Source organism: Burkholderia glumae LMG 2196 = ATCC 33617, assembly GCF_000960995.1.
Classification (GTDB): domain Bacteria; phylum Pseudomonadota; class Gammaproteobacteria; order Burkholderiales; family Burkholderiaceae; genus Burkholderia; species Burkholderia glumae.
This window is the reverse complement of sequence record NZ_CP009435.1, coordinates 286,154-312,033: the sequence shown is the minus strand read 5'-3', so window position 1 is coordinate 312,033 and position 25,880 is coordinate 286,154. Positions and strand designations below refer to the sequence as shown.

The window sequence follows — 25,880 nt, the reverse complement described above, 5'->3', positions numbered from 1 at the left end:
AATCGGGAGTCGACCGACGCGCGTCCAGCGGGAATCTATGAGTAACGCACCCATGTCGGAATTCGAGCGGGCGAGAGTCGCGCTCGGCTATGTTCTGCCCGACGACCGCGACACGTGGCGTCAGGTGGGGATGGCGCTCAAGGCCGAGTTCGGCGAGGAGGGCTTTGCCCTCTGGAACGAATGGAGCCAAGGCGCGCAGAACTACAACGGCAAGGACGCGCGGGATGTGTGGAAGTCGTTCAAGGGCGGCAAGATCACCATCAACACGCTGTTTCATCTCGCCAAGGTCGGCGGCTTCGATCCGCGCGCGCATCGGGCGAAACCGGTCGATCCAGCGGAGCGCGAGCGGCAGAAAGCCGAGCGCGCGGCCCGCGAAGCGGCCGAGCTGGCCGAACTGACCGAGAAGCAGCAAGCCGCGTCGGCGCTCGCGGAATCGATCTGGTCGGCGGCCGACCCTGCGCCGGCCGATCACCCGTATCTCGTTCGCAAGCGCATCCCGGTCGACGCGCTGCGCGTCTATCGCGGCGGCTTGTGCATCGGCACGGCCGCGTGCGACGGCGCCCTCGTCATCCCGGCCCGTGACGCGGACGGCAAGCTGTGGACGCTGGAGTTCGTCCTCACGGACGGCCAGAAACGCTATCTGCCGAACGGCCGCAAGGCGGGCTGCTTCTCGTTGATCGGCGGTCCGCTATCTTCCGCGCCGTCCACGCTGCTGATTGGCGAGGGTTACGCCACGTGCGCGACGCTCGCGGCCGCGACGGGCTGCCCGGCCGCCGTCGCGTTCGACGCCGGCAACCTGCACGCGGTCGCGACGGCGCTACGCGGCCAGTATCCGGACACCCGCATCGTCGTGTGCGCCGACGACGACCACACGACGAAGGGCAATCCGGGCGTGACGAAGGCTCGCGCGGCGGCCGAAGCCGTCGCCGGCATCGTCGCGGTGCCGGACTTCGGTCCGAACCGTCCAGCGGCCGGGACGGACTTCAACGACCTGGCTGCGCACGTCGGCCCGGAGGCGGTGGCCGCCGCCGTGCAGGCTACGCTCGCGCCGGCCGGCTCGGCTGACGCTGGCAAGGGCAAGGCCGCTCCAGCCGCCACGAAGCCCGCCAAGCGCCCGAAAACGGCCCGCGCGCAGGACGGCAAGTCGCGGTTCGTCGTCGACGACAAGGGCGTGTGGTTTCACGGCTTCAACAATCAAGGCGACCCGCTCCCGCCGCATTGGGTCAGCACGCGGATCGACGTGATTGCGGAGACGCGAAACGAGATGAACAGCGAGTGGGGCTACCTGCTCGAATTCACGGACCGCGACGGCATCCTGAAACGATGGGCGGTGCCGGCCGGCCTCTTTGCCGGCGACGGTACAGAGCTGCGCCGCATGTTGCTCGATATGGGCGTGAAGCTTGGCGTGACGCAGATCGCCCGCACGCAGATAGCGAACTATGTGCAGATGGCGCAGCCGGACGAGCGCGTGCGCTGCGTGCCGCGCGTCGGCTGGCATCACGGCGCGTTCGTGCTGCCCGATCGCGTGATCGGCACCGGCAAAGAGTCGCTGATCTATCAGGCCGACACGCCGATCCAGAGCCAGTTCAAGGAGCGCGGCACGCTGGACGACTGGCAGCGCGAGGTCGCGGCCTACTGCGTCGGCAATAGCCGGCTGCTGTTCTGCGTCGCTACCGCCTTCGCTGGTCCGTTGCTGCACTTCTCCGGGCTTCAGTCGGGCGGCTTTCACCTGCTCGGCACCACATCCAAAGGCAAGTCGACGGGCGGCGTCATCGCCGCGTCCGTGTTCGGCTCGCCGGACTACGTGCGGAGCTGGAAGGCGACCGACAACGCGCTCGAAGCTGTCGCGACGCAGCATAGCGACGCGCTGCTGATCCTCGATGAAATCGGGCAGGTCGAGCCGCGTCTGGTTGGCGATGTCATCTACATGCTTGCCAACGAGTCGGGCAAGGCCCGTGCGTCGCGTAGCGGCTCGGCAAAGCCGGTTCTCACGTGGCGGCTGCTGTTCTTGTCGAACGGCGAAAAGAGCGTGTCCGCGCTGATGGCCGAGGGCAACAAGCCGATGAAAGGCGGTATCGAAGTGCGCTTGCCCGCGATCCCGGCCGAGGTGGGCGAAATGGGCGTCGTGGAGAGGCTGCACGGCTTCCCTACGCCGGCCGCTCTGATCGAGCATCTAGAGCGCCATGCCGGCATGCACTACGGTACAGCCGGCCCCGCGTTCATCGAGTGGGCGTCGTCGCAGGCCGGCGAGCTGGCCGAGCATCTGCGTGTGCGCGTCGACGAGCTGGTCGGGCAATGGGTGCCGGACGGCTCGCATTCGCAGGTCGCACGCGTTGCCAAGCGGTTCTGCCTCGTTGCGGTGGCCGGCGAGCTGGCGACGGCGCACGGGCTGACCGGCTGGCCGGAGGGCGAAGCGGTCGAGGCCGCGCGTCGCTGCTTCGAGGGCTGGCTCGAACTTCGCGGCGGCACCGGCAATTCGGACGAAGCCGAAGCCGTGCGGCAGGTACAGCATTTCCTCGCCGCGCACGGCGATAACCGTTTCGTGTGGATGAACCGGGCACAGGACGACCATCGGCCGAACGTGCCGCATCGAGCGGGCTTCAAGCAGCACGTGAAGCGCGACGAGCGCCGCACGCCTATCGCCTCCGATCGGGAGTATTACGCCGAGTTCGGCGGCAAGATGAGCGCCGACGACGCGGAAAGCGTCGAGACGGAATACCTGATCGAAGCGGCCGTGTTCCGCAAGGACGTGTGCGCCGGCTTCGATCACAAGATCGTCGCCAAGGCACTGATGAAGCGGGGCGTGCTGATGCCGCGTAGCGACGGCTATCCGTACCGGCAGGAGTACATCCCCGGCCATGGGAAATTCATGGTCTACCGCGTGTTGCCGTCCATCTTCACGCTTGAGCTGTGAAATGCGCCGCCGCCGTCCGGGAGGGCGGTGGCGGGCATTCCTTTGCGCGGCATTTTTGGCCCGCGCGTCAAAGTTACTTTGAGCGATCCGCTCCAGACGGAACCGGGGCGGCGGTTGCTGCGAATCTTGCTGTAGCTGTAACAATCCAGCCCGGTTTATCTCCAGTATCTCCAGCGTTCTCCAAATCGTTTGGAGACACCCGAAGCCTTACCCCACAAGGCTTTGCGGCCGATTCAGGCGTTTATCTCCAAATCTCCAACTCGTTTTGCACTGAGCGGACAGGCAGCGACCGCCTGCGTCGACCGTGAAGCCAGACACGGTGTGGCTCTCCGGGATTAGAAGGGCATCAGCGACGTGTTTTGAAGGGGGCATCTGCGATGCGCCCCGATCCGGCATTGTTACGCCTACAGCAAGTGTCGGGGCGGCCGGAAATGCGGGGGACCCTGCGTCTAGGGCAGAGACGCGGGGGCTCACACCCGCGCTTTTTCTCTACCCCAGAGACGCCAAGGGGGGTCATATTCATACCGAAATGCAGGGAGTCGGTAGCGTCTGACCAAGTACTGGAAAATGGTGGGAGGGGCGTGACAAGGGGGTCATACGCGTGGCGGCACGGGTCTATCCGGCCGCCGCGATCGGAATGATTTCCGCCCCTGCTTTGAGCTTGTCGAGGTAGTCCGCCCACTGTTGCATCATCGAACGTCGGGCCTTGATGAATTTTGTTCGGTTGTACGCCCGCCCAAGGCTGTCAGGGACGGTATGTGCTAGTTGGTGCTCGATCACTTCCGGCTTTTCCTCCAGCTCTTCATGCAGGATCGTCCGTGCCATCGCCCGGAAGCCGTGACCGGTAATCTCGGTGCGAGTGTCGTAGCCGAGGCGACGAAGGGCTGCATTGATAGCGGCCTCGCTCATCGGGCGATTTCGGTCGCGGGCACCGGGGAACACGTAGACGCCATCGCCAGTCAGGGCGTGAAGCTCGCGCAAAATCGCAACCGCCTGTGTGGCCAGCGGAACAAGGTGATCCGTTTTCGTTTTGTTGACGAAATAGCGCCACTCGCCTTTGTCGAGCTCGAATTGTGACCACTGCGCCTTGCGTAATTCGCCTGGGCGGACGAACAGCATCGGGGCTAGTCTGAGCGCGCAGAGAACCGGGAAAGTACCCGTGAAGCCGTCGAACGCGCGAAGCATCTCGGCAACTTTCTCGGGCTCGGTGATCGAGGCAAAGTGCGTTGTCTGGGCGGGCGGAATGGCATCTACCAAATCTCGGGCTGGATCGGCCTTGCAGTGCCCCTCTTTGATGCCGTAGCGGAATACCCGGCTAATCTCGCTGCGGATGCGATGGGCGGTAAATCTGGCACCACGCCCGTCTACGCGCTTCAGTACAACCAGTATCTCCGGGGCGTCGATTTCAGCGATAGGGCGCTTGCCAAGCCATGGGAATACATCGTTCTCCATGCGGGCGAGTGTCTTGTCATGCTGCGCTGGCTCTACAGTCGTCTTGCGCTCGGCCATCCAGCCGCGAGCGACAACCTCAAACGAATGGGCGGCCGCAAGCAGGCCGGCCCTTTTTTCCGCCTTCTTCGCTTCACCGGGATCGATGCCGGCAGCGAGCTTTTCACGGGCTTCGTCGCGCTTCTTCCGTGCGATCGCCAATGTAACGTCCGGGTAGACGCCGAGCGAGTAGCGCTTTTCCTTGCCCCCAAACCGGTATTTGAGGCGCCACCACTTGCCCCCGCTCGGGGCGATTTCCAGATAGAGGCCGCCTCCGTCGAACAGGCGCAAGGGCTTGTCGGCCGGCTTGGCGTTCCGGATGGCTGTATCGGTTAATGGCACGGGGGCAACTCCTGACGGGTAAGGCAATTTCGGGTGGGTTGCCCCCAATGTTGCCCCCACTTGCCCCCGGCTGTCTACGCACCACACGGCACTTTGCCGGAATGAAAAAACCCGCGAAGCCTAGAGCTGTCGCGGGTTTTAGGACTTCCGGGAACTTCCCGGAACTATGTACTGGTGCCCAGGGCCGGAATCGAACCGGCACGCCTTGCGGCGGGGGATTTTGAGTCCCCTGCGTCTACCAGTTTCACCACCTGGGCAGAAGCTGTTGCAGCCTCGCGCGTTCGGTTGCGCGCGAGCGAAACGCGGATTATGTCGGAAAACGCCGCGCCGGGCAAGCCGCCCGTGCGCCGCGGCGGCCGGCGGCCAGGCCGTGTCCGTGCACGCCTTGCCATCGCGCATGGGAAAAGCGCTTGCGCCCTCACAGCTCGTAGGATTCTGCCTCGCCCTGCAGCGCCTGCTCGATCAGCTTGCGGTTCAGCGTCGGCGACAGCAATTCGACGAGCGTATATACATAGCCGCGCAGGTACGCGCCTTGTTTCAGCGCCACGCGCGTCACGTTGCTGCCGAACAGGTGCCCGACCGAAATCGCGCGCAGGTTGCGGTCGCGCTCCGGGTTGAACGCGATGTCGGCCAGGATGCCGACCCCGAGCCCCAGTTCCACGTAGGTCTTGATCACGTCCGCGTCGATCGCCTCCAGCACGATGTCGGGCGACAGCCCGCGCAGCGCGAACGCGTGATTGATCTTCTTGCGGCCCGCAAACGCGTCGTCGTAGGTGATCAGCGGATATTGCGCCAGGTCGTCGAGCGAGGGCGGGCGCCGCTCCAGCAGCGGATGGTCGGCCGGCACCACGGCGGCGTGATGCCACTGGAAGCAAGGCAGCGACACCAACTCCTTGTAGTCGGCGATCGCCTCGGTCGCGATCGCGAGATCGGCCTGATCGTGGATCACCATCTCGGCCACCTGGGTCGGGCTGCCTTGCAGGATCGACAGATGCACCTTCGGAAACCGCTTCTTGAATTCGGCGATCGCCCCCGGCAGCGAGTAGCGCGCCTGGGTATGCGTGGCCGCGATCGTCAGGTTGCCCTGGTCCTGCGCCGCGTAATCTTTCCCGACCCTTTTTAAGCTTTCCACTTCCTGCAAAATGCGTTCGACCGAGGCGAGGATGATCCGGCCCGGTTCGGTCAGCGAGCGCACGCGCTTGCCGTGGCGCCTGAAGATTTCCACGCCCAGTTCGTCCTCGAGCTCGATGATCGCCTTCGACACGCCCGGCTGCGACGTAAACAGCGCCTTCGCGGCCTCGGTGAGGTTGAAATTCTGGCGGACGGCCTCGCGCACGAAGCGAAATTGGTGCAGGTTCATATATAACCCTTTCGCATATGGACAGAATTTTTTAGTCGTTTGAAATATAAGGCGAGTTTATTACGATCCTTCCTGGTTTTTCAAATATGGATATCTGTTTTCGTCATTAGCAAGTGACGCCGCCGGGGAGCAGCCGGCTCGGCGTGGCGGGCGCGAACGAGGCAGAATTCAGGCCTGGCGTGGCTAGGACGCCAAGCCGTCAACACGAAACCTGGGGTCCCCAATGTATCAGTACGACCAGTACGACCAGACGATCGTCGACGAACGCGTCGCGCAATATCGCGACCAGGTGCGTCGCCGGCTGTCGGGCGAATTGAGCGAGGAAGAATTCCGTCCGCTGCGCCTGCAGAACGGCCTGTACATGCAGCGTCACGCGTACATGCACCGGATCGCGATTCCCTACGGCAATCTGCGCAGCGACCAGCTGCGCATGCTGGCACGCATCGCGCGCGAGCACGACCGCGGCTATGGCCACTTCTCGACGCGCTCGAACATCCAGTTCAACTGGATCCGGCTCGAGGAAACGCCGGACCTGCTCGCCAAGCTCGCGTCGGTACAGATGCACGGCATCCAGACCTCCGGCAACTGTATCCGCAACATCACGGCCGACCAGTTCGCCGGCGTCGCGCCCGACGAGACGATCGATCCGCGCCCGTGGGCCGAAATCCTGCGCCAGTGGTCGACGTTCCACCCCGAATTCGCCTGGCTGCCGCGCAAGTTCAAGATCGCCGTGTCCGGCTCGAAGGTGGACCGCGCCGCCGTGCAGATGCACGACCTGGGCGTCTACCTGTCGCGCAATGCCGACGGCGAGATCGTCGCCAGCATCCTCGCGGGCGGCGGCCTGGGCCGCACCCCGATCGTCGGCTCGATCATTCGCGAGAATCTGCCGTGGCAGCATCTGCTGACCTACTGCGAGGCGGTGCTGCGCGTCTATAACCGTTTCGGCCGCCGTGACAATCTCTATAAAGCGCGGATCAAGATCCTCGTGAAGGCGCTTTCGCCGGAGAAGTTCGCGCAGCAGGTCGAGGCGGAATGGCAGCACCTGAAGGACGGTCCCTCGACGCTGACGCAGGACGAAGTCGAGCGCGTGTCGCGCTGCTTCGCCCCGCCGGCCTACGAGAAGCTGGCCGACACCGACGCCTCCTACGAACAGCACCTGCTCGAGAACAAGGCGTTCGCACGCTGGGTCGAGCGCAACGTCGCGCCGCACAAGGTGTCGGGTTACGCGGCGGTCACGCTGTCGCTGAAGCCGAACGGCGTGGCGCCGGGCGACGCAACCGACGCGCAGATGGAGGCGGTGGCCGACTGGGCCGATGCCTATTCGTTCGGCGAGCTGCGCGTGTCGCACGAGCAGAACCTGATTCTCGCCAACGTGAAGAAGCGCGACCTGTTCGAGCTGTGGGAAAAGGCCAAGGCGGTCGGCTTCGCGACGCCGAACATCGGCCTGCTGACCGACATCATCGCGTGCCCGGGCGGCGATTTCTGCTCGCTGGCGAACGCCAAGTCGATCCCGATCGCGCAGGCGATCCAGGAGCGTTTCGACGATCTCGACTACGTCTACGACCTCGGCGAGATGTCGCTGAACATCTCGGGCTGCATGAACTCGTGCGGTCACCACCACGTCGGCAACATCGGCATTCTCGGCGTCGACAAGGACGGCTCGGAGTGGTACCAGGTGTCGCTCGGCGGCGAGCAGGGCACGGGGCAGGACGGCCTGAAGCTGGGCCGCGTGATCGGCCCGTCGTTCTCGGCCGAGGAAGTGCCCGACGTGATCACGAAGCTGGTCGATACCTACGTCGAGTCGCGCATCGACGGCGAGCGCTTCATCGACACCTACAACCGCATCGGCATCGCGCCGTTCAAGGAGCGGGTCTACGCGGCGCGCCAGCCGGCCCACGCGTAACCCCAAGAGGAATTCAGCAGATGGCTTCGATTATCAAGAACCGCGCAGTGACCGACGACGCCTGGCAGGTCGTGCGCGCGGGCGAGGACGGCGCGCTGCCCGAGGTGGGCGCGCTGCCGGCCGGCAAGGTGCTGGTGCCGCTCGCCTACTGGCAGGCCGAGCGCGAGGCGTTGAGCGCCGCGAAGACGAAGGACGAACTCGGCGTGTGGCTCGCGCCGGACAGCGAGCCGGCCGAGCTCGTCGCCGACTTCGACAGGCTGACGGTGATCGCGGTGGACTTCCCGCGCTTCGGCGACGGCCGCGGCTACAGCACCGCCCACCTGCTGCGCAAGCGCTACGGCTGGACCGGCGAGCTGCGCGCGATCGGCGACGTGCTGCGCGACCAGCTGAACTACATGTCGCGTTGCGGCTTCGACGCGTTCGCGGTGCGCGCGGACCGCGACCCGCACGACGCGCTGAACGCGTTCAGCGAATTCTCGGAACGCTACCAGGGCGCGGTGGACGACGCGACACCGTTGTTCCGCCGCCGCGCCGCCGCCGGCCGGGTGGGCGCATGAGCGGCGCCCTCAGCCCCGAACTGGCGGCCAAGGTCGAGCGGCTCGACGCGCTGCTCGCCGCGATCGCCGGGCGCCACCCGCGCGTGAAGTTCGCGAGCAGCCTCGCGGCCGAGGACATGCTGCTCAGCCACGCGATTCTCTCGAAGGGCCACGCGATCGGCATCTTTTCGCTGAACACGGGCCGCCTGCACGCGGAAACGCTCGGCATGATCGACCGCGTGCGCGAGCGCTACGGCTACGAGATCGAGCAGTTCCACCCGCAGCCCGACGCGATCGACCAGTACGTGTCCGAGCACGGCCCGAACGCGTTCTACGAGAGCGTCGAGCTGCGCAAGGCGTGCTGCCAGATCCGCAAGGTCGAGCCGCTCAACCGCGCGCTCGCCGAGGCCGACGCCTGGGTCACGGGCCAGCGCCGCGAGCAGTCGGTCACGCGCGCCGAGCTGCACGAGCAGGAGCACGACGAGGCCCGCGGCATCGCCAAGTACAATCCGCTCGCCGACTGGACCGAGGCCGAGGTGTGGGCCTGCCTGAAGGCGTTCGACGTGCCGGTGAACCCGCTGCACGCGCGCGGCTACCCGAGCATCGGCTGCGAGCCCTGCACGCGCGCGATCCGCCCCGGCGAAGACAGCCGCGCGGGCCGCTGGTGGTGGGAGTCGCGCGACACCAAGGAATGCGGCCTGCACATCACGGTCGCGCCGGTGTCGGAACTGCCGGGCCGCGCCAACGCCTGAGGCGCCGCCGTGCGCCTCGCCCACGAACGACAGCAAGCGCGCCGCCCGCCCCGGCGGGCGGCCATCAGCAAACCAGCAAGGACTGACATCATGAGCACGACGCTCGAACCATCCACCTTCGCCCGGCCGGCCGGCACTGCCGGCCGGATGGGCCATCTCGACTGGCTCGAGGCCGAGTCGATCCACATCCTGCGCGAACTCGTGGCCGAGTGCAGCAAGCCCGCGCTGCTGTTTTCGGGCGGCAAGGATTCGGTGGTCGTGCTGCATCTGGCGCTGAAGGCATTCGGCCTGGGCGCGGGCCGCAAGACCGCGCTGCCGTTCCCGCTGGTCCACATCGACACGGGCCACAATTACGACGAGGTGATCGATTTCCGTGATCGCCGCGCCAAGCAGATCGGCGCCGAGCTGGTGGTCGGCCACGTCGAGGAGTCGATCGCGCGCGGCACCGTGGTGCTGCGCCGCGAAACCGATTCGCGCAACGCCGCGCAGGCCGTCACGCTGCTCGAGACGATCGAGCAGCACGGCTACACGGCGATGATCGGCGGGGCGCGCCGCGACGAAGAAAAGGCGCGCGCCAAGGAGCGCATCTTCTCGTTTCGCGACGAGTTCGGCCAATGGGACCCGAAGGCCCAGCGTCCGGAACTCTGGAGCCTCTACAACGCGCGCCTGCACCCGGGCGAGCACCTGCGCGTGTTCCCGATCTCGAACTGGACCGAGCTCGACGTCTGGCAATACATCGCCCGCGAGAATCTCGAGCTGCCCTCGATCTACTACGCCCACCAGCGCGAGATCGTGCGCCGCAACGGCCTGCTGGTGCCCGTCACGCCGCTCACGCCGATGCGCGAGGGCGAGACGAGCGAGCGCGCGCTGGTGCGCTTCCGCACGGTGGGCGACATCAGCTGCACCTGCCCGGTGGAGAGCGATGCCGACGATGTCGAGAAGATCATCGCCGAGACCGCAGTGACCGAGATCACCGAGCGCGGCGCGACGCGGATGGACGATCAGACCTCGGAAGCGGCGATGGAGCAGCGCAAGAAGCAGGGTTATTTCTGAAGCACGCGAGGATACAGACATCATGAGCATCATCGAGAACCACGAAGACCTCGGCGTGTTGCGCTTCATCACGGCGGGCAGCGTCGACGACGGCAAGAGCACGCTGATCGGCCGCCTGCTGTACGACAGCAAGGCGGTGCTGTCCGACCAGCTGTCGGCGCTGTCGCGCGCGAAGAACAAGCGCACCGTGGGTGACGAGCTCGACCTCGCGCTGCTCACCGACGGGCTCGAAGCCGAGCGCGAGCAGGGCATCACCATCGACGTGGCCTACCGCTACTTCGCCACCGCCAAGCGCAAGTTCATCATCGCCGACACGCCGGGCCACGAGCAGTACACGCGCAACATGGTGACGGGCGCCTCGACCGCGCACGCCGCGATCATCCTGATCGACGCCACGCGCGTGACGGTCGAGGGCGGCGTCACGCAGCTGCTGCCGCAGACCAAGCGCCATAGCGCGATCGTGAAGCTGCTCGGCCTGCAGCACGTGATCGTCGCGATCAACAAGATGGATCTGGTCGAGTATTCGGAGGCCACCTTCGACCTGATCCGCGAGGCCTACGTCGCGCTCGCCGATCAGCTGGGCCTGGCCGGCGTGCGCTTCGTGCCGGTGTCGGCGCTCAAGGGCGACAACATCGTCACGCTGTCGGACAGCATGCCGTGGTATTCGGGCGAGCCGCTGCTGGACCTGCTGGAAACGCTGCCGGTGGCGGTCGACGGCGGCGCGGCGCTGCGCTTCCCGGTGCAGTGGGTGGCGCGCCAGGACGGCAGCTCGGCCGACGACTTCCGCGGCTACATGGGCCGCGTGGAGGCCGGCGAGGTGCGGGTGGGCGACGAGATCGCGGTGCTGCCGTCGGGCCGCACGGCGACGGTGGCCGAGATCATCGCGCCGGTGCCGGGCGGCACGGCTGCGGTAGAATCCGCGTTCGCGGGGCAGACGGTGACGATCCGCCTCGGCGAGGATGTGGACGTGTCGCGCGGCGACGTGTTCGTGCCGAACGCGCAGCGCATCGAGCCGGCCAAAAAGCTCGAGGCGGACCTGTGCTGGTTCGACGAGATGCCGCTGTCGCCGCAGCGCAAGTATCTGCTCAAGCAGACCACCAACATGGTGTTTACGAAGATCGGCGCGGTCCGGCAGGTGCTCGACGTGCATACGCTGTCGCAGGCCACCGACCGCCTGGATCTGAAGATGAACGACATCGGCCGGGTCGCGCTGACGCTGCAAAAGCCGATCGTCTGCGATACCTACGACGCGCATCCGGGCACCGGTGCGTTCGTGCTGATCGACGAGGCGACGCATCACACGGTTGCGGCCGGCATGATCCGCGCGTATTCGGCGTGATGCAGCGCCGTGGGCGGCGTGCGCCGCCCACGGCGACCAACCAATGAAGGGTGTATGGGCAAGGTGTATCTGATTGGCGCGGGGCCGGGCGCAGCGGACCTGATCACGGTGCGCGGCGCGCGGCTGCTCGGCCTGGCCGACGTGGTGCTGCACGACGCGCTGGTGGAGCCGGCGATGCTCGAGCATGCGCCGCACGCGCGGCTCGTCCCGGTCGGCAAGCGCTGCGGGCAGCGCTCCTCCGCGCAGCAGTTCATCAACAAGCAGATTGTCGACGCCGCGCGCGAGCATGCCGTGGTGGTGCGCCTGAAGGGCGGCGACCCGATGCTGTTCGGCCGCGCCGACGAGGAAATGCGCGCGCTGGAGGCGGCCGGGATCGACTACGAGGTGGTGCCGGGCATCACCGCGGCGCTGGCCGGCGCGGCCACGCTCAAGCGCTCGCTGACGCTGCGCGGCGTCGCGCGCAGCGTCGCGTTTGCCACCCGGAGCCGCGCGCCGGGCAGCGACGAGATCCGCGAGCAGGTCAACGCCGATTCGCTGGTGTTCTACATGGGCCGCGACAGCGCGCCGGGCATCGCGCGGCAATTGATCGACGCGGGCCGCGCGGCCGACACGCCGGTGGCGATCGTCGAGGCCTGCAGCACGGCTCGCGAGCGCACGCTCGAGCTGACGCTGGCACGGATGGCGGCGGGCGAGGCGCAGGCCTGGCTCGATCCCGCGCAGCCGAGCCTGCTGATGATCGGCGCCGCGTTCGGCGAGCGCGGGCGGCTCGCGGACGACGGCGCGCCGGCCGAGGCGGGCACGGACGGCGACGGCATGCGCAACGCGGCCTGATGGATGCGCCCTCAATGCAAAACGCCGGCCCCTGGGGGCCGGCGTTTTGCATTGAGGCGCCGCCGCGGCGGGCGGTGTGATCCGTCAGGCGCTCGCCTGCTGCAGGCAGTAGCGTGCGATCGCGTCGAGCACGGCGTCGTCCTCGCCGATCGCCGTGGCGCAGCGGATCTCGATGCCCGGATGGGCGGCGCGGCACGCCTCGACGAGTTCGGGCAGGTCGCGCCGCACGTGGCCGCCCTGGCCGACGAATACCGGCACGATCGTGATGGCCGCGCAGCCCTGCGTGGCGTGCGCGGCCACCGCGTCCGCCAGTTCCGGCGGCATCAGTTCGAGGAACGCGAGCGAGACCGGGCCGAGCGTGTGCGCGGCGCGCACGCGCTCGGCGAGCCGCTCGAAGGGCTCCATCCAGCGCGGGTCGCGCGAACCATGTCCGAACAGGATGATCCCATGCTTGCTCATCGTTCCTCCGTTCTCTGCGGTAATCGGTGATCAGTGCCGGTCGACCCACTTCAGCGCGAACAGGCCGAGCGCGAGGTAGATCAGGGCGGGAAGCGCCGCCGTGAGCGGCGCGGGCCAGGTATTGAGCGTGCCGATGTGCGAGAACAGCGTGTTGAAGAGCTGGAAGCTCATGCCGAGCATGATGCCGCCGAACACCTTCACGCCCACCACCCCGGCGCGCGTATGCAGGTACGCGAACGGCAGCGACAGCACCAGCATCACGAACACCGCGAACGGGTACAGCAGCTTGCGCCACAGCGCGATGTCGTAGGTCTGGGTGTCCTGCTGGTTCTCGCGCAAATGCTGAATATAGCGGAACAGGTTGAAGATCGACATCCGCTCCGGCGACACCAGCAGCACCGACAGGATCTGCGGCGTGAGATCCGAGCGCAGCGAATACTGCGGCATCGACACCTGCTCGGAGCGGTAGACCGGGTTCAGCGCATCCTTCGGCGCATGGCTGTCCGGCGGGATCGGCGTGAGCTGGGTGTCGGTCACGTCGGTCAGCAGCCAGTGGCCGGGCGGCGCGTAGCGGCCCGACTTCGCGATCCGCACGTTCTGCAGCTGGAACTTCGAATCGAACTCGTAGATCCGCACGTTGCTGATGGTCGAATCGGGCGACAGCGTGCCGACGTTGACGAAGCGCGTGACCGGCTCGCCGTTGTCGCGCGCGGTCAGCGTGTCCTTGACCCAGACGCCCGAGGCGAAGTTCGACGACACCGACGAGCCGAGCGCCTCGAGCCGCACGCGCTCGGAGAGCTGATCGGTGTAGGGGCCGATGAATTCGCCGATCAGGTAGGTGACGATCACGAGCGGCACGCCGATCTTCAGCAGCGAGCGCAGCGCCTGGTTGGTGGCGAGGCCCGAGACGCGGAAGATCGTGAACTCGGAGTTCGCTGCCATCTGCGCGAACACGTAGATCGCGCTGATCAGCGTCGCGACCGGGATGATCTCGTAGAAGCGCGAGGGCGTCTGCAGCGCGACGCGCAGCACCGCGTAGCCGAAGTTGTAGGCGCCGTGGCCGACCGAGTTCAGCTCGCTGATCAGGTCGAAGAAGAAGAACAGCCCCGAGAACGCGAACAGCACGAAGATGAACGTCAGGTAGATCTGGCGCGCGAAATACTTTTCGTAGAGCCGCATCGGTCAGGCTCCCCGGCGGAACGTGGCCCGCGAGATGAGCGGCCGGTTGCGCACGCGTAGCCAGAACAGGAACGCGACGATGCCGGCCACCACCAGGTGCAGCACCACCAGCCCGACGCCGAACGGCAGCTTGCCGCGCTCGATCTGCGATTGCACCACGTTCAGCAGGTTGGAATAGGTCAGGTAGATCAGCACGGCCATCACGAGGTTGACGGTGCGGCCGCGCCGCGGATTCTGATAGGCCAGCGGGATTGCCAGGATCATCAGATTGATTGCGATCAATGGCAGGCCGGCGCGCCAGGCGAATTCGGCCAGGTTTTCCTTGGTCGGATCGCGCAGCAGCTCGAGCGTGGACGTGCTGGTGGTGGTGGGCTGCGTGACCACCTGCTTGCTCTGGATCTTCACGCCGTAGCGCTCGAACTGCATGATCTTGAAGTTCGGCTGGCCGGGCACGCCGTCGTAGCGGCGGCCGTTCTCGAGCACGATGAAGCGGTCGCCGTTCTTCTCGGTTTCGACGCGGCCGGTCTGCGAGACGACGATGTTGACCTTGCCCTGCTCGGTGGTCGTGACGAACACGTTCTGCACCCGGGCCTGGTCCGGCGACATCTTCTCGATGAAGAACACGCGGTGGGTCGCGGTCGATTCGCGGAACTGACCCGGCGCGAGCAGCGAGACCTCGTCGCGCTGCTGGAAGCGCGCCTTGATCAGCTTGCTCTGCTGGTTCGACCACGGCCAGCCGACGAACGCGAAGAACGCGATGAGCAGCACGATCGGCGTGGAAAACACGCCGATCGGCCGGATCAGGCGCGTGAGGCTCACGCCGGAGGCGAGCCAGACCACCATTTCGGAGTCGCGGTACCAGCGCGTGAGCACGAACAGGATCGACACGAACAGGGTGCCGACCAGGATCATCGCGAGATAGCCGATCACGGTGAGGCCGATCAGCACGAGCACGTCCTTCGGGCTCACCTGACCGGACGCTGCGTAGCCGACGATACGGATCATCATCGACGTCAGCATGATCGTGAGCAGCACCATGAAGACAGCGCCGGCCGTATACGCAAGCTCGCGCTGGAGGGAGCGTTCAAAGATCATGTTTGATGCGAAGAGGGCGGGAGGGGGTGGGGCGCGCGCCGCCAGGGAAAAAATAGCGGATAATTGCGGCTTTCACCCTTAGCCCAGATTTTATCCGAGGACAAGCGCGATGGACTTTAGCATAAAAGGCTTTGATTGGAGCAAAGGTGCTGCCAAGGGGTTCCTGACCGGAAAATCCGACTGCGTCGTGATCGGCGTGTTCGAATCCCAAACGCTGTCCGGCGCCGCGCTCGACACGGATGAAGCCACCAAGGGGCTGCTGTCGCGGATCATCAAGGCCGGCGACATGGACGGCAAGGCCGGCAAGACCCTGCTGCTGCACGAAGTGTCGGGCATCGGCGCCTCGCGCGTGCTGCTCGTCGGCCTCGGCAAGCAGGACGGCTTCGGCCAGAAGGCTTACCAGGAGGCCGTCCGCGCCGCCTGGCGCGCGCTGCTCGCGACCAAGGTCGGGCAGGTCGCGTTCACGCTCACGCAGTTGCCCGTCGCCGAGCGCGCGTCCGACTGGTGCGTGCGTGCCGCGATTCTCGCGCTGCGCAACGAAACCTACCGCTTCACGCAGATGAAGAGCAAGGCCGAGCCCGAGCCGGCCACGCTCAAGCGCGTCGTGTTCAGCGTCGATCCGGCCGAGGAGAAGGCCGCCAAGCTGGCCGTGAAGCAGGCCGTGGCGATCGCCAACGGCATCGATTTCACGCGCGATCTCGGCAACCTGCCCGCCAACGTCTGCACGCCCACCTATCTTGCGAACTCGGCCCGGCAGATGGCTAAGGACTGGAATCTCAGGTCCGAGGTGCTCGGCCTGAAGCAGATCCAGGCGCTGAAGATGGAGTCGTTCCTGGCGGTCGCGCGCGGCTCGGTCGAGCCGCCGCAGTTCATCGTGCTGCACTACCAGGGCGGGCCGGCCAAGGCGGCGCCGATCGTGCTGGTCGGCAAGGGCATCACGTTCGACACGGGCGGCATCTCGCTGAAGCCGGGCGAGGGCATGGACGAGATGAAGTACGACATGTGCGGCGCCGGCTCGGTGCTCGGCACGATGCGCGCCGTGGCCGAAATGGGGCTCAAGCTCAACGTCGTCGCGATCGTGCCGACCTGCGAGAACATGCCGGCGGGCAACGCGCTGAAGCCGGGCGACATCGTCACGAGCATGAAGGGGCTGACGATCGAGGTGCTCAATACCGACGCCGAGGGCCGCCTGATCCTCTGCGACGCGCTCACCTACGCCGAGCGCTTCAAGCCGGCCGCCGTGATCGACGTCGCGACGCTGACGGGCGCCTGCGTCGTCGCGCTCGGCCACCACCACAGCGGCCTGTTCTCGAAGGACGACGCGCTGGCGGGCGAGCTGCTCGACGCCTCGCGCGAGGCCGGCGATCCGGCCTGGCGTCTGCCGCTCGACGACGAGTATCAGGAGCAGCTGAAGTCGAATTTCGCCGACCTGACGAATCTCGGCGGGCGTCCGGGCGGCAGCGTGACGGCGGCGTGCTTCCTGTCGCGTTTCGCCGAGGCTTACCCATGGGCGCACCTCGACATCGCCGGCACCGCCTGGAAGAGCGGCGCGGCGAAGGGGGCCACCGGCCGGCCGGTGCCGCTCCTGACGCAGTTCCTGATCGACCGCGCCGGCGCGTGAGCGGCGCGGCGACGACGCAGCGGTGCGCGTGATGACGCGGATCGATTTCCACTCGAACGTCGGCGATTCGCTGGCGTATGCGTGCCGGCTGCTGCGCAAGGCGTATCTGGCGGGGCAATCCGTCGTCGTCTGCGCGGAGCCGGCGCGGCTGCGCGCGCTGGACGAGCGGCTCTGGACCTTCTCGCCGCTCGATTTCATTCCGCACTGCTCGATCGACAGCCCGCTCGCCGGCCAGACGCCGATCGTGCTGACCACCGATCTTTCCCGCGCGCCGCACGACGGCGTGGTGCTCAATCTCGGCGCCGAGGTGCCCGCGCAGTTCGCGCGGTTCGCGCGGCTGCTCGAGGTGGTCGGCAACGCGCCCGAGGAACTGGCGGCCGGCCGCGATCGCTATCGTTTCTATCGCGATCGCGGCTATGCGCTGAACAACTACAAGCAGGGCGGCTGACCCGCGCCCGGAGGCAACATGCCCGACACCAACCGCGAGTTCGACATTCCTGTTCTGACCGATGTGCTGGTGCCCGGCAAGTCCGTGCCGGCCAGCTCCGCGACCCCGACTCCGACGCCCGCGCCGCGTGCCGACGGCCTTCCCGTCCTGCAGCCGCAAGCCGCCCCCGAAACGGCCGGCTCCGGGCTGCCGCCCGCCGAGACCCACGCGCCGCTGTCGACGGCCTATGACGCGCCGGCCGGCGCGGCCGGCGCCGATGCGCTGCCGGTAGCGAGGCTGGCGCCCGGGCCGGACGAGACGCGGCTGCGGCAAGCGCGGCCGCCCGCTGCGGACGGCGCGCTTGGCGAGGCTGGCGAGGTGCCCGCCGCGCCGGCCGAGCCGCATGCACCCGCGCCAGCGGCCGGCGCGGCCGCCCCCGACGTTCCCGACGTTCCCGACGTTCCCGCGCCGTTCGTTGCGCCGGAGCCGGCGGTGCCGCACGAACTGGCCGGCGCGCCGCAACCGGAGCCGGCTGCCGATCCGGAACTGAATGCATCGGGGGCGCGGTTCGCCTCGCCTGACACGGCGGCGCGGCCGCAATCGGCCGAGGCGGCCCCGGCGTCCGACGTGCCCGACGCGCCTTTCGCGCCCGAGCCGGCGACGCCGCAGGCATCTACCGCTGCGCCCGAGCCGGTTGCCGCGCCCGAGGAGGCGCGCGCGCCATTGACGCCGCCCGCTCATAGCGGGCTCAGTGACGCGGAGGCAGCGTTCGTCGCGCCCGAGCCTGCCGTGGCGCCGGAATTCGCGGCAATGCCGGAGCCGCTTGCTGCACCGCAGCCCGGCGTGGCATCCGTGACATCGCCGCCGGCCGCCGCGCCGCATGAGGCGGGCGCCGCGCCACTGGTTGGCGACGACGAGCATGACGCCCCGGACGATGGCTCGCTCGCCTACGCGCTGGCCGATCCGGAACAGGCTGCCGAGCAGCGCGACGCCGGGCCGGTCGCTGCCGGCGGTCGCGACGCTTCCGGCATCGCCGCCGCCGTCGACGCGCCGGCCGACAGCGACGTCGTGGCCCGCACCGAGTCGGCGCTGCACGCGATCGAGGCGATGCCGCCCGCCGCATTCGCCGAACTGACGCCGTTCGGCGCCGACGAGCCGATGCCGGCGCGTTTCGCCGATCAGGAGGCGCCGCCGCCCGCCGAGTTGCAGCACGGCGCACCCGAGCCCTTGCCGGTCGCGGCGGCGCCCGCGCCGGTGGCGCCCGCCGTCGATGCGCGGCGCCTCGCCGAGCGGCTGCACGGCCGCGTTGCCGGCTATCTGGCAGGCGAAGGTCGCGCGCTGATCGACGCACGCTGTCGCGAGCTGGTCCAGCAGCACGCGGCGGCGCTCGCGGAAGAAGTCTCGCAGCAGGTGCTGCTGGCGCTCGCGCCTGAAATCGAGCAGTGGGTGAGCGAGGCGGTCGGCGAGGCGCTCGCGGATCACCCGCCGCCGCCGGCGTGAAGCCATGTGATCGAGGCGCGGGCGGCGAGGCCCGCGCACTCGGCGGATCATGGCCGATGCCGCACCTGCCCCGCCAGCGGCGGCGCCGGTGCGGGGGCGAGCGCCTACTTCAGCGTCATGATCCAGCGGGCGAGCAGGTATGCCTCGTCAGTGGTCAACTGCGTGTTGGCCGGCATCGGCACCGGTCCCCAGACGCCGACGCTGCCCTTCACGATCGATTGCGCGAGATAGTCGGCCGCATCGGCGCGCGCGAGGTAGCGGTCGGCGATGGCGTGGAACGGCGGCCCCATCAGCGGGGCCGCGATGGCATGGCAGGCCATGCAATTCTTGCGTTGCGCGAGTAGCGGGCCGCTCGCGGGCTGCTGGGCATGCGCGGGCATAGCCGCGATCAGCAGCGCGGCAGCGGTCGCTCGCAGAAGCTTCATTCTCATACAGGGGTCTCCACCGGCTCGGCGGCCGGTCTGGCTGTCCGCGCATTATAGAAGCAAAGGCCGCCCGCACCGCTGCGCGTCGCCGGCCGGGGCCGCGCGCGGGCGCCGTCGTCATGCCGTGCGGCATGGGATGGCGGCAACCGCCCGCTCGCCTCGCGCGGTCCAGCCGCAGGCCCTGCCTGCCGTGCTCGATGCGCCCGGCGATCGTCTTGCGTGAGGCGGGCGAAGGCTTCGTGCCCTCGGTGTCGGTCGACAGGCGGTCGGCGTCGGTGCGGTTCGCCGAGCCGGCCGATCCGACGCGCGCGATCGGCCCGCTTCGTTGGACGTCCGGCTTTTATGACATCATTACGGGCCGCAACGGCGCGCTCGGCCTGGCGCCGCATATTGGCCTGGCGCCGCGTATTGGCCGGGCGGCGTCCGGCGCCGCACGATCACAGCCTCGCGCGGGCGGCGGGCCGTGGGCGCCGCACGCGTGCCGTCATCGCCGCCGGCCGCTGGCGGGCGGCGTGCCGATCGTCGAGATGAGCCTCGGCCGGCGCACGCGCGAGGCGAGCCCGGTATCCGCGGATTTCATCGAGATCGTGCGGGGCGCGGCGGCGGCCGGATCCGCGTCGCGTGCCGAACGCGCGCGGCGAAACACCTTCAAAGGGCGGGCGCGGCGCATGAACGCCGCACCGATTCAGCAACCTTCCACACCGACTCATGATCATTCACCCCAATTTCGATCCCGTCGCGATTCATCTTGGACCGCTCGCCGTGCGCTGGTACGGGCTCATGTATCTCGTCGGCTTCATCGCGGCGATCGTCGTCGGCCGGGTGCGGCTCAAGCTGCCGCACGTCGCGGCGCAAGGCTGGACCGCCAAGGACATCGACGACATGATGTTCTACGGCGTGCTAGGCGTGGTGCTGGGCGGCCGGCTCGGCTACGTGCTGTTCTACAAGGCGAGTTATTACTTCGCGCATCCGCTCGACATCTTCCGCGTCTGGGAGGGCGGGATGTCGTTCCACGGCGGCTTCCTCGGCGTGCTGGCCGCGATGATGCTGTTCGCGTGGCAGCGCAAGCGCTCCTGGCTGCAGGTGACCGACTTCGTCGCGCCGATGGTGCCGACCGGGCTCGCGGCCGGGCGCTTCGGCAATTTCATCAACGGCGAGCTGTGGGGCCGCGTGACGAGCCCCGATGCGCCATGGGCGATGCTGTTTCCGGGCGCCGCGCGCGACGACGCGATCTGGCTCGCGGCACACCCGGATATCGCTGCGAAATGGCATCTGAACGAGGTGTTCATGCAGTACCAGATGCTGCCGCGCCACCCGTCGCAACTCTACGAGATCGCGCTCGAGGGGATCACGCTGTTCCTCGTGCTGTTCTTCTTCTCGCGCAAGGCGCGACCCACCGGCGCGGTGTCGGCGCTGTTCCTGATCGGCTACGGGCTCGCGCGCTTCACCGTCGAGTTCGCGCGCGAACCCGACGATTTCCTCGGTCTGCTCGCGCTCGGGCTGTCGATGGGGCAGTGGCTGTCGCTGCCGATGGTGGTGGCCGGCGTGCTGCTGATGCTGTGGGCCTATCGCCGCAAGCGCGAGCCGGCTGCGGCATGAAAACAGCCCGGCGGGGCAGGCCCGCCGGGCTGTCGGTGCCGGCGCGCCGCGTTCGTGAAGCCGGGCGCGACGGCGCGGCGGTCCCGCCTGCCGGCGGCCCGCTTACTTCATCTGCACCGAACCGTTGACGGTGACGGTGACGGTGGCCTTGCCGCCCTCGACCGCGATCGGCGCGGCGGCCTTGGCGGCCATCATCGGCGCCGCGTCCATCGCCATCATGCGCGAATACGGCTGCACGCTGCGGCCGCCGCCCACGTTCACCTCGCGGATCGCGAAGCCGCTGTAGCCGAACGCCTTGGCGGCCTCGGCCGCGCGGTCGCGGAACGACTCGATCGCCTGCGAGGTCAGCTTCTGCTCGGCCGCACGCTGCGCCTCGGGCGACAGCGAGAACGCGACGTTGCCGACCTGCAGCGAGTTCGACAGGTCGCCGGCCAGCTTCGAGGCGGCCGCGAAGTCGCGCGATTCGAGCACGATCTCGGTGCGGCCGCGCCAGGCCGAGATTTTGCCGTCGCGGTCGGTGCTCGGGTACACCGAGAAGCCGCCCGTGTGGGCGCTCACGCCCGACACGCCGCGCGCACGCGCGAGCGCCGCATCGGCGCGGCGGTTCAGCTCGGCCGTCAGGCTGCCCGGGTCCTTCGCCTCCTGCTCGTAGAACAGCGTGATGTCGACGACGTCCTGCGGCACGTCGGTGCTGGCCTGGGCCGACAGCGACAGCACGCCGGCGGGCGGCGGCGTGACCTGCGCGCGGGCGGCCGGGGCCGCACCGAGGGCGAGGGTGGAGATGGCGAGCGCGAGTGCGGCAGCGGATTTTTTCATCGTGTGAGCTCCGGTTGGTGCGCGGTAGCCGCGAGCGTTCGCGGTGCCGTGCGTCGTGTCGAGGCAAACGGGCGCGAACCTGCGTCTGCGCCGTTTGCGCGATCATTAGGCCGACGAAAGATGCGCCGAGTTCCGGCGCGGCGCCCGCCAGCGGGCCGATCCGGGCCGGCCCGGCGAGCGGCGCGGCGGCGCGGGTCTCACTTCATCAGCCGCTCGGTGATGAAGCGCCATTCGGCGCGCGTGACCGGCGTGATCGAGAGCCGGTTGCCCTTGGCGAGCACGCGCATCTCGGCAAGCGCGTCGTGCTCGCGCAGCGCGGCGAGCGGCACCAGCGCGGTCTTCTTCACGAAGCGCACGTCCACCAGCACCCAGCGCGGCGCGTCCTGTTTCGATTTCGGGTCGTAGTACGGGCTGTCCGCGTCGAACTGGGTGGGGTCGGGATACGGTGTGGACGCGACTTCGGCCAGCCCGGCGATGCCCGGCTCCGGACAGCTGGAGTGGTAGAACAGCACGCCGTCGCCGACACGCATCGTGTCGCGCATGAAGTTGCGTGCCTGATAGTTGCGCACGCCGGTCCATGGCAGCGTGCGTTGCGGCGCGGCGGCGAGATCGTCGATGCTCGCCTCGTCCGGTTCGGATTTCATCAGCCAGAATTGCATGGATGCTCCGCGCGACAGGGAACAGGGGGGCGGCAGGCCGTGCGCCGCGCACCGCGGCCAGGCGGCGGTGCCAATGAAAAACGGCATCGGACAAGGTCCGATGCCGTCGAATAGGTCCCCGCCTTGGCCGCTAGGCCGGCATCCTGAACCTGAGGTTCAGAATTGGTCGCAGTTAGCAGCACTTCGGGTACATCAGACAGAGTGACGCGCGCGCCCGTGCTACAAATTTCCGCAACCGTGCACATGGCATTGGTTCAAGGAATATATGACCTTGGCGAACCAGGCAGGGAAGCTGAGCAAATCGTTCCAACCAAATCTTTCCGACCGAACCGCCGCCGTGAGCGCGTCGCTTACCGCGCTTCGTGCTGGGCCAGGACCGCGCCGAGCTGTTCGTTCATGTGGCGCATTGTACGCCGGATTTCCTCGGCGGGAAATGCTTCGCCGTGGCGAACGCTCTGTTGCAGGCGAAGCAACTCCGAGGCCAGCGACAGCGCGGCCATCACCGCGATCCGGTCGGTGCCGCGCACCGAACTATTGGTACGGATCTTCGACATCTCGGCGTCCACGCGTGCCACCGCTTCGAGCAGCGCCGCTTCGGTTTCCGGCGAGCACGCGAGGCGATACGCCTGGCCGAGAATCGAGACTTCGATCTGCTTGGTGGTCATGCATGTTCTCCGTGGCTGGACGCACCGCTGCCCGCCGCTTCGGCCGGGGCGTCGAGCAGGTCGAGCTGGCTCTCGCCGTCGGCCGCCTGCTTCGTACGCGGGAGTTTTTCGAGGATCGCATTCAGTTTCACCTGGGCGTCGTCGATCTTCGCGGACAGCGTGTCGCGTTCGGCCACCAGCGCGTTGCGCTCCTCGCGCAGTTGGTCGAGTTCGACGCGCAAGGCTTCGGCCTGCGCGCGCAGCTGCGCGACTTGCTCCTCGAGTGCGATGCGTTCCGTATGATGGCGTTGGTTCAGCGCGATCAGGCGGCCAATGTTCTGGGATAGGGTTTCGAGTTCGTTGAGCATCTGCTGCGTCCTCTAAAGACCGGGCATTTTAGCGCGGAAACGCCGGTGTTCCGACTTTTGTAACGTATCCAGACGTAACACCCCCGCTTCTTGCCGCGAAATGCGCGGCAAATGCCGGATGCCGCGCACGCGCCTGCGCGCGGTCCGCCATGCCGCCGCAGAGGGGCCGCGCCGCGCTGCATGGCGGCCGCCAGCGCGCGGCGCGCTTTGCTTGACGCTCGCTAGACCCGCTCCTACACTGGCGCCGCTTCGGTGCATGCGTGCGAGACCTTGTCGCACGCAGTTAAACGGGAAGCAGGAAGCCGCCGATCCGGACGAGCCAACCTGCGCTGCCCCCGCAACGGTAAGCGACCGCGTCGATCGCGCATCGATCACGACGCGAACCACCCCTTTGGATCGGCCTTCCCTCGCGCTCGCGCGACCGCGCACGGATGGCCGGGGCCACTGCGCTCGCGCGCGGGAAGGCGGGGCCGGTGGTCGCCAGCCCGGATACCGGCCGGAGTGGGGAAGCGTGTCGCCCGCGTGCGCCGCTTCCGTGAGGCGGAACCTGCGGGGAAGCGGGGGCCGCGCTTGTCGACAGGATGTTTTCCGATGCGCACCGCTTTGGTTCGCGCCACGCTCGCCGCGCTATGCGGCCTGCCCGGCTTCGCCCGGGCGCAGTCCGCCGCATCCGCGCCGCCCCCGTCTGTCTCCACTTCCGCGCCGGCTGCCGGGGCGAGCCGGGCGCCCGCCGCCACGGCCGCGGCCGGCGCCGTCGAGCCGGCCGTCCTCGATTCCGTCGTCGTGACCGCGAGCCGCAGCCCGCAGACGCTCGCCGACGCGCTGCCGCAGACCACGCTGTTTACGCGCGAGGACATCGACCACGGCAGCGCCACCGATCTGCCCGGGCTGCTCGCGCTCGCGCCCGGCGCGCAGATCGTGCGCAACGGCGGCCCCGGTTCCACCGCCACGCTGTTTTTGCGCGGCGCGCAGTCCACCCAGTCGCTGGTGCTGATCGACGGCGTGCGCGTCGATTCCGCCAGCCTCGGCGCCGCGCAGCTCAGCCAGCTGCCGCTCGCGCAGATCGATCACGTCGAGGTGGTCAACGGCAACGTCTCGTCGCTGTACGGCTCGGGTGCGATCGGCGGCGTGGTGCAGGTGTTTACGCGCGACGGCGGCAATCATCCGCCGCGCTTCTGGTTCTCGGCCGGCTATGGCAGCTACCACACGCAGTCGCAGGACGCGGGCGTGTCGGGCCGGCTCGATGGCGACGGCCGCAGCACCTTTTCGCTCGCGCTCTCGCGCGAGAAGACCGACGGCTTTTCCGCGCTGAACCCCGCGCAGCAGCCGCGCGCCAATCCGAATGCGAACGGCAACCTCGGCGAGAGTGTCTCGGCCGCGCTCAAGCACCGCTTCGCGAACGGCTGGAGCGCCGGGCTCACCTACTTCCAGTCGAACGGCGCGAACAGCTACGACAATGCGTTCGGCCTGCCCACCGACCTCAACACGCTCTACAGCCGCGTGCAGCAGCTATCGGTGTTCGCCGACGGCAGGCTGGCCGACGGCTGGACCACGCATCTGCGCGTCTCGACCGGCAACGACCGCAGCCAGTCCTGGCTCAACGGCGCCTATACCGACCACTTCGATACCGACAACCGCCAGTACACCTGGCAAAACGATTTCCGGCTCGCGCGCGGCCAGACCGTCCAGGCCGGCTACGAGCGGCTCGACCAGGCACTCGATTCGAACGAGTACGCGGCGCCGCGGCGCCATGTGAACTCTGGCTGGCTCGGCTACACGGGCCGCTTCGGCAACAACCGGTTCCAGGCCAACGTCCGGCGCGACGGGTATTCGGATTTCGGCGGCGCGAACAGCTACTATCTCGGCTACGGCCTGGACCTGGGCGAGCACTGGAAAGTCACGGCGAGCGTGTCGGACGCGTTTCGCGCGCCGACCTTCAACGACCTGTACTTCCCGGGCGCGAGCAACCCCGCGATCCAGCCGGAGCGCAGCCATTCGGTGGAGGCGGCGCTGCAGTACGCCTCGGACGCGCTCGGCGTGATGCGCCTGAGCCTGTTCCAGACGCGCTACACCAACCTGATCCAGTACGTGCCGGACGCCACCGGCTTCGTCTACACCGCGCAGAACGTCGGGCGCGCCAAGGTGCAGGGCATCGAGGGCGCGTGGCAGGGGCAGCTCGGCAAGACCGACCTGCGCGTGGCGGCGACCCTGCAGAACCCTGTCGACGAGAGCGCGAACCAGGATCTGGTGCGCCGCGCGCGGCACTTCGCGTCGTTCTCGGCAAACCGCGCGTTCGGCGGCTGGCGCGTGGGCGGCGAATGGCTCGTGAGCGGCGCGCGCGACGACAGCGGCGAGCCGCTCGGCGGCTACGGCATCGTGAACCTGACGGCGCGCTACGACATCACGAAATCGTGGTACGTGAGCGCGCACCTCGACAACCTGCTCGACAAGGACTATCAGCTTGCGTATGGGTACAACACGCCGCGCCGCGGCGCCTACGTCACGATCGGCTGGCGGCAGCCGTAGGGCGTCGATCATGCCGCGCGCGCCGCGCGCCGCATGCGGGGGGC

Annotated in this window: 22 protein-coding genes, 1 tRNA gene, 1 other RNA gene and 1 riboswitch; of the genes, 12 read left to right on the top strand and 12 right to left on the bottom strand. The window is 68.0% G+C overall.

Features of this window, described 5'->3' with window-relative positions:
• The first annotated feature begins 52 nt into the window (after window positions 1-52).
• The gene (locus KS03_RS14000) at window positions 53-2,914 is read left to right on the top strand and encodes a DUF927 domain-containing protein (RefSeq protein WP_043307671.1); all 2,862 of its coding nucleotides are present in this window, start codon (window positions 53-55) and stop codon (window positions 2,912-2,914) included.
• Between the two features lie 615 nt (window positions 2,915-3,529).
• Here KS03_RS14000 and KS03_RS13995 read toward each other — a convergent pair.
• The 3 genes from KS03_RS13995 to KS03_RS13985 all read right to left on the bottom strand — a co-directional run bounded on the left by KS03_RS13995 (window position 3,530) and on the right by KS03_RS13985 (window position 6,104).
• A complete protein-coding gene (locus KS03_RS13995; RefSeq protein ID WP_042967208.1) occupies window positions 3,530-4,744 on the bottom strand; it encodes a tyrosine-type recombinase/integrase in 1,215 nt (404 codons plus the stop codon).
• 172 nt (window positions 4,745-4,916) lie between these two features.
• Window positions 4,917-5,001 (bottom strand) — tRNA-Leu (locus KS03_RS13990).
• A 161-nt stretch (window positions 5,002-5,162) separates the two neighbouring features.
• Window positions 5,163-6,104, bottom strand: a complete 942-nt coding sequence (locus tag KS03_RS13985) for a CysB family HTH-type transcriptional regulator (RefSeq protein ID WP_015876765.1) — start codon at window positions 6,102-6,104, stop codon at window positions 5,163-5,165.
• Between the two features lie 223 nt (window positions 6,105-6,327).
• Between KS03_RS13985 and KS03_RS13980 the strand changes: the two genes are divergently transcribed.
• The 6 genes from KS03_RS13980 to cobA all read left to right on the top strand — a co-directional run bounded on the left by KS03_RS13980 (window position 6,328) and on the right by cobA (window position 12,518).
• Window positions 6,328-8,007 carry a nitrite/sulfite reductase gene (locus KS03_RS13980; RefSeq protein ID WP_015876764.1) on the top strand — a complete coding sequence of 560 codons (1,680 nt, stop codon included), beginning with the start codon at window positions 6,328-6,330 and terminating at the stop codon, window positions 8,005-8,007.
• 20 nt (window positions 8,008-8,027) lie between these two features.
• Window positions 8,028-8,564, top strand: coding sequence for a DUF934 domain-containing protein (locus tag KS03_RS13975; protein WP_015876763.1), 537 nt, complete (start codon window positions 8,028-8,030; stop codon window positions 8,562-8,564).
• Window positions 8,561-9,295, top strand: coding sequence for a phosphoadenylyl-sulfate reductase (locus KS03_RS13970; RefSeq protein ID WP_015876762.1), 735 nt, complete (start codon window positions 8,561-8,563; stop codon window positions 9,293-9,295). Before KS03_RS13975 ends, KS03_RS13970 begins: the two co-directional genes overlap by 4 nt.
• 90 nt (window positions 9,296-9,385) lie before the next feature.
• Window positions 9,386-10,348 carry a sulfate adenylyltransferase subunit CysD gene (gene cysD / locus KS03_RS13965; protein ID WP_015876761.1) on the top strand — a complete coding sequence of 321 codons (963 nt, stop codon included), beginning with the start codon at window positions 9,386-9,388 and terminating at the stop codon, window positions 10,346-10,348.
• A 22-nt stretch (window positions 10,349-10,370) separates the two neighbouring features.
• A complete protein-coding gene (locus tag KS03_RS13960; RefSeq protein ID WP_015876760.1) occupies window positions 10,371-11,687 on the top strand; it encodes a sulfate adenylyltransferase subunit 1 in 1,317 nt (438 codons plus the stop codon).
• 54 nt (window positions 11,688-11,741) lie between these two features.
• On the top strand, window positions 11,742-12,518 hold the full coding sequence (gene cobA, locus KS03_RS13955) for a uroporphyrinogen-III C-methyltransferase (protein ID WP_015876759.1): 777 nt from the start codon (window positions 11,742-11,744) through the stop codon (window positions 12,516-12,518).
• An 84-nt stretch (window positions 12,519-12,602) separates the two neighbouring features.
• Here cobA and KS03_RS13950 read toward each other — a convergent pair whose 3' ends face one another.
• From KS03_RS13950 to lptF, 3 genes are read right to left on the bottom strand one after another with little or no spacing between them, the layout of a single operon-like run.
• A complete protein-coding gene (locus KS03_RS13950) occupies window positions 12,603-12,977 on the bottom strand; it encodes a sirohydrochlorin chelatase (RefSeq protein WP_015876758.1) in 375 nt (124 codons plus the stop codon).
• A gap of 30 nt (window positions 12,978-13,007) precedes the next feature.
• On the bottom strand, window positions 13,008-14,156 hold the full coding sequence (gene lptG, locus KS03_RS13945; RefSeq protein WP_015876757.1) for an LPS export ABC transporter permease LptG: 1,149 nt from the start codon (window positions 14,154-14,156) through the stop codon (window positions 13,008-13,010).
• A gap of 3 nt (window positions 14,157-14,159) precedes the next feature.
• Entirely contained in the window at window positions 14,160-15,251 is a 1,092-nt protein-coding gene (lptF, locus tag KS03_RS13940) for an LPS export ABC transporter permease LptF (protein WP_015876756.1), read from the bottom strand.
• Between the two features lie 109 nt (window positions 15,252-15,360).
• Between lptF and KS03_RS13935 the strand changes: the two genes are divergently transcribed.
• From KS03_RS13935 to KS03_RS13925, 3 genes are read left to right on the top strand one after another with little or no spacing between them, the layout of a single operon-like run.
• Window positions 15,361-16,872, top strand: coding sequence for a leucyl aminopeptidase (locus KS03_RS13935; protein WP_015876755.1), 1,512 nt, complete (start codon window positions 15,361-15,363; stop codon window positions 16,870-16,872).
• 31 nt (window positions 16,873-16,903) lie between these two features.
• Window positions 16,904-17,320: a DNA polymerase III subunit chi gene (locus KS03_RS13930; protein ID WP_015876754.1), complete on the top strand. Its 417-nt coding sequence runs from the start codon at window positions 16,904-16,906 to the stop codon at window positions 17,318-17,320.
• An 18-nt stretch (window positions 17,321-17,338) separates the two neighbouring features.
• Window positions 17,339-18,799, top strand: a complete 1,461-nt coding sequence (locus KS03_RS13925) for a DUF2486 family protein (protein WP_015876753.1) — start codon at window positions 17,339-17,341, stop codon at window positions 18,797-18,799.
• A gap of 104 nt (window positions 18,800-18,903) precedes the next feature.
• Here the strand turns inward: KS03_RS13925 and KS03_RS13920 are convergent, their stop codons facing one another.
• The gene (locus KS03_RS13920) at window positions 18,904-19,230 is read right to left on the bottom strand and encodes a c-type cytochrome (RefSeq protein ID WP_017433498.1); all 327 of its coding nucleotides are present in this window, start codon (window positions 19,228-19,230) and stop codon (window positions 18,904-18,906) included.
• 702 nt (window positions 19,231-19,932) lie between these two features.
• Here KS03_RS13920 and lgt point away from each other — a divergent pair.
• Entirely contained in the window at window positions 19,933-20,823 is an 891-nt protein-coding gene (lgt, locus tag KS03_RS13915) for a prolipoprotein diacylglyceryl transferase (RefSeq protein WP_015876751.1), read from the top strand.
• A 102-nt stretch (window positions 20,824-20,925) separates the two neighbouring features.
• On the opposite strand, the gene KS03_RS13910 is transcribed toward lgt, so the two are convergent.
• The 5 genes from KS03_RS13910 to KS03_RS13895 all read right to left on the bottom strand — a co-directional run bounded on the left by KS03_RS13910 (window position 20,926) and on the right by KS03_RS13895 (window position 23,310).
• Window positions 20,926-21,639 (bottom strand): SIMPL domain-containing protein, encoded by a 714-nt coding sequence (locus KS03_RS13910; RefSeq protein ID WP_015876750.1) that lies wholly within the window; start codon window positions 21,637-21,639, stop codon window positions 20,926-20,928.
• A gap of 197 nt (window positions 21,640-21,836) precedes the next feature.
• Window positions 21,837-22,298, bottom strand: coding sequence for an EVE domain-containing protein (locus tag KS03_RS13905; protein WP_015876749.1), 462 nt, complete (start codon window positions 22,296-22,298; stop codon window positions 21,837-21,839).
• A 111-nt stretch (window positions 22,299-22,409) separates the two neighbouring features.
• Window positions 22,410-22,591, bottom strand: a non-coding RNA gene (gene ssrS / locus KS03_RS30025) — 6S RNA.
• 57 nt (window positions 22,592-22,648) lie between these two features.
• A complete protein-coding gene (locus KS03_RS13900) occupies window positions 22,649-22,963 on the bottom strand; it encodes a cell division protein ZapA (protein ID WP_015876748.1) in 315 nt (104 codons plus the stop codon).
• Window positions 22,960-23,310 (bottom strand): coiled-coil domain-containing protein, encoded by a 351-nt coding sequence (locus KS03_RS13895; RefSeq protein WP_015876747.1) that lies wholly within the window; start codon window positions 23,308-23,310, stop codon window positions 22,960-22,962. Before KS03_RS13895 ends, KS03_RS13900 begins: the two co-directional genes overlap by 4 nt.
• A 233-nt stretch (window positions 23,311-23,543) precedes the next feature.
• Window positions 23,544-23,825, top strand: a riboswitch (cobalamin riboswitch).
• Between the two features lie 76 nt (window positions 23,826-23,901).
• Here KS03_RS13895 and KS03_RS13890 point away from each other — a divergent pair.
• On the top strand, window positions 23,902-25,836 hold the full coding sequence (locus KS03_RS13890; RefSeq protein WP_015876746.1) for a TonB-dependent receptor plug domain-containing protein: 1,935 nt from the start codon (window positions 23,902-23,904) through the stop codon (window positions 25,834-25,836).
• The last annotated feature ends 44 nt before the right edge of the window (window positions 25,837-25,880 follow it).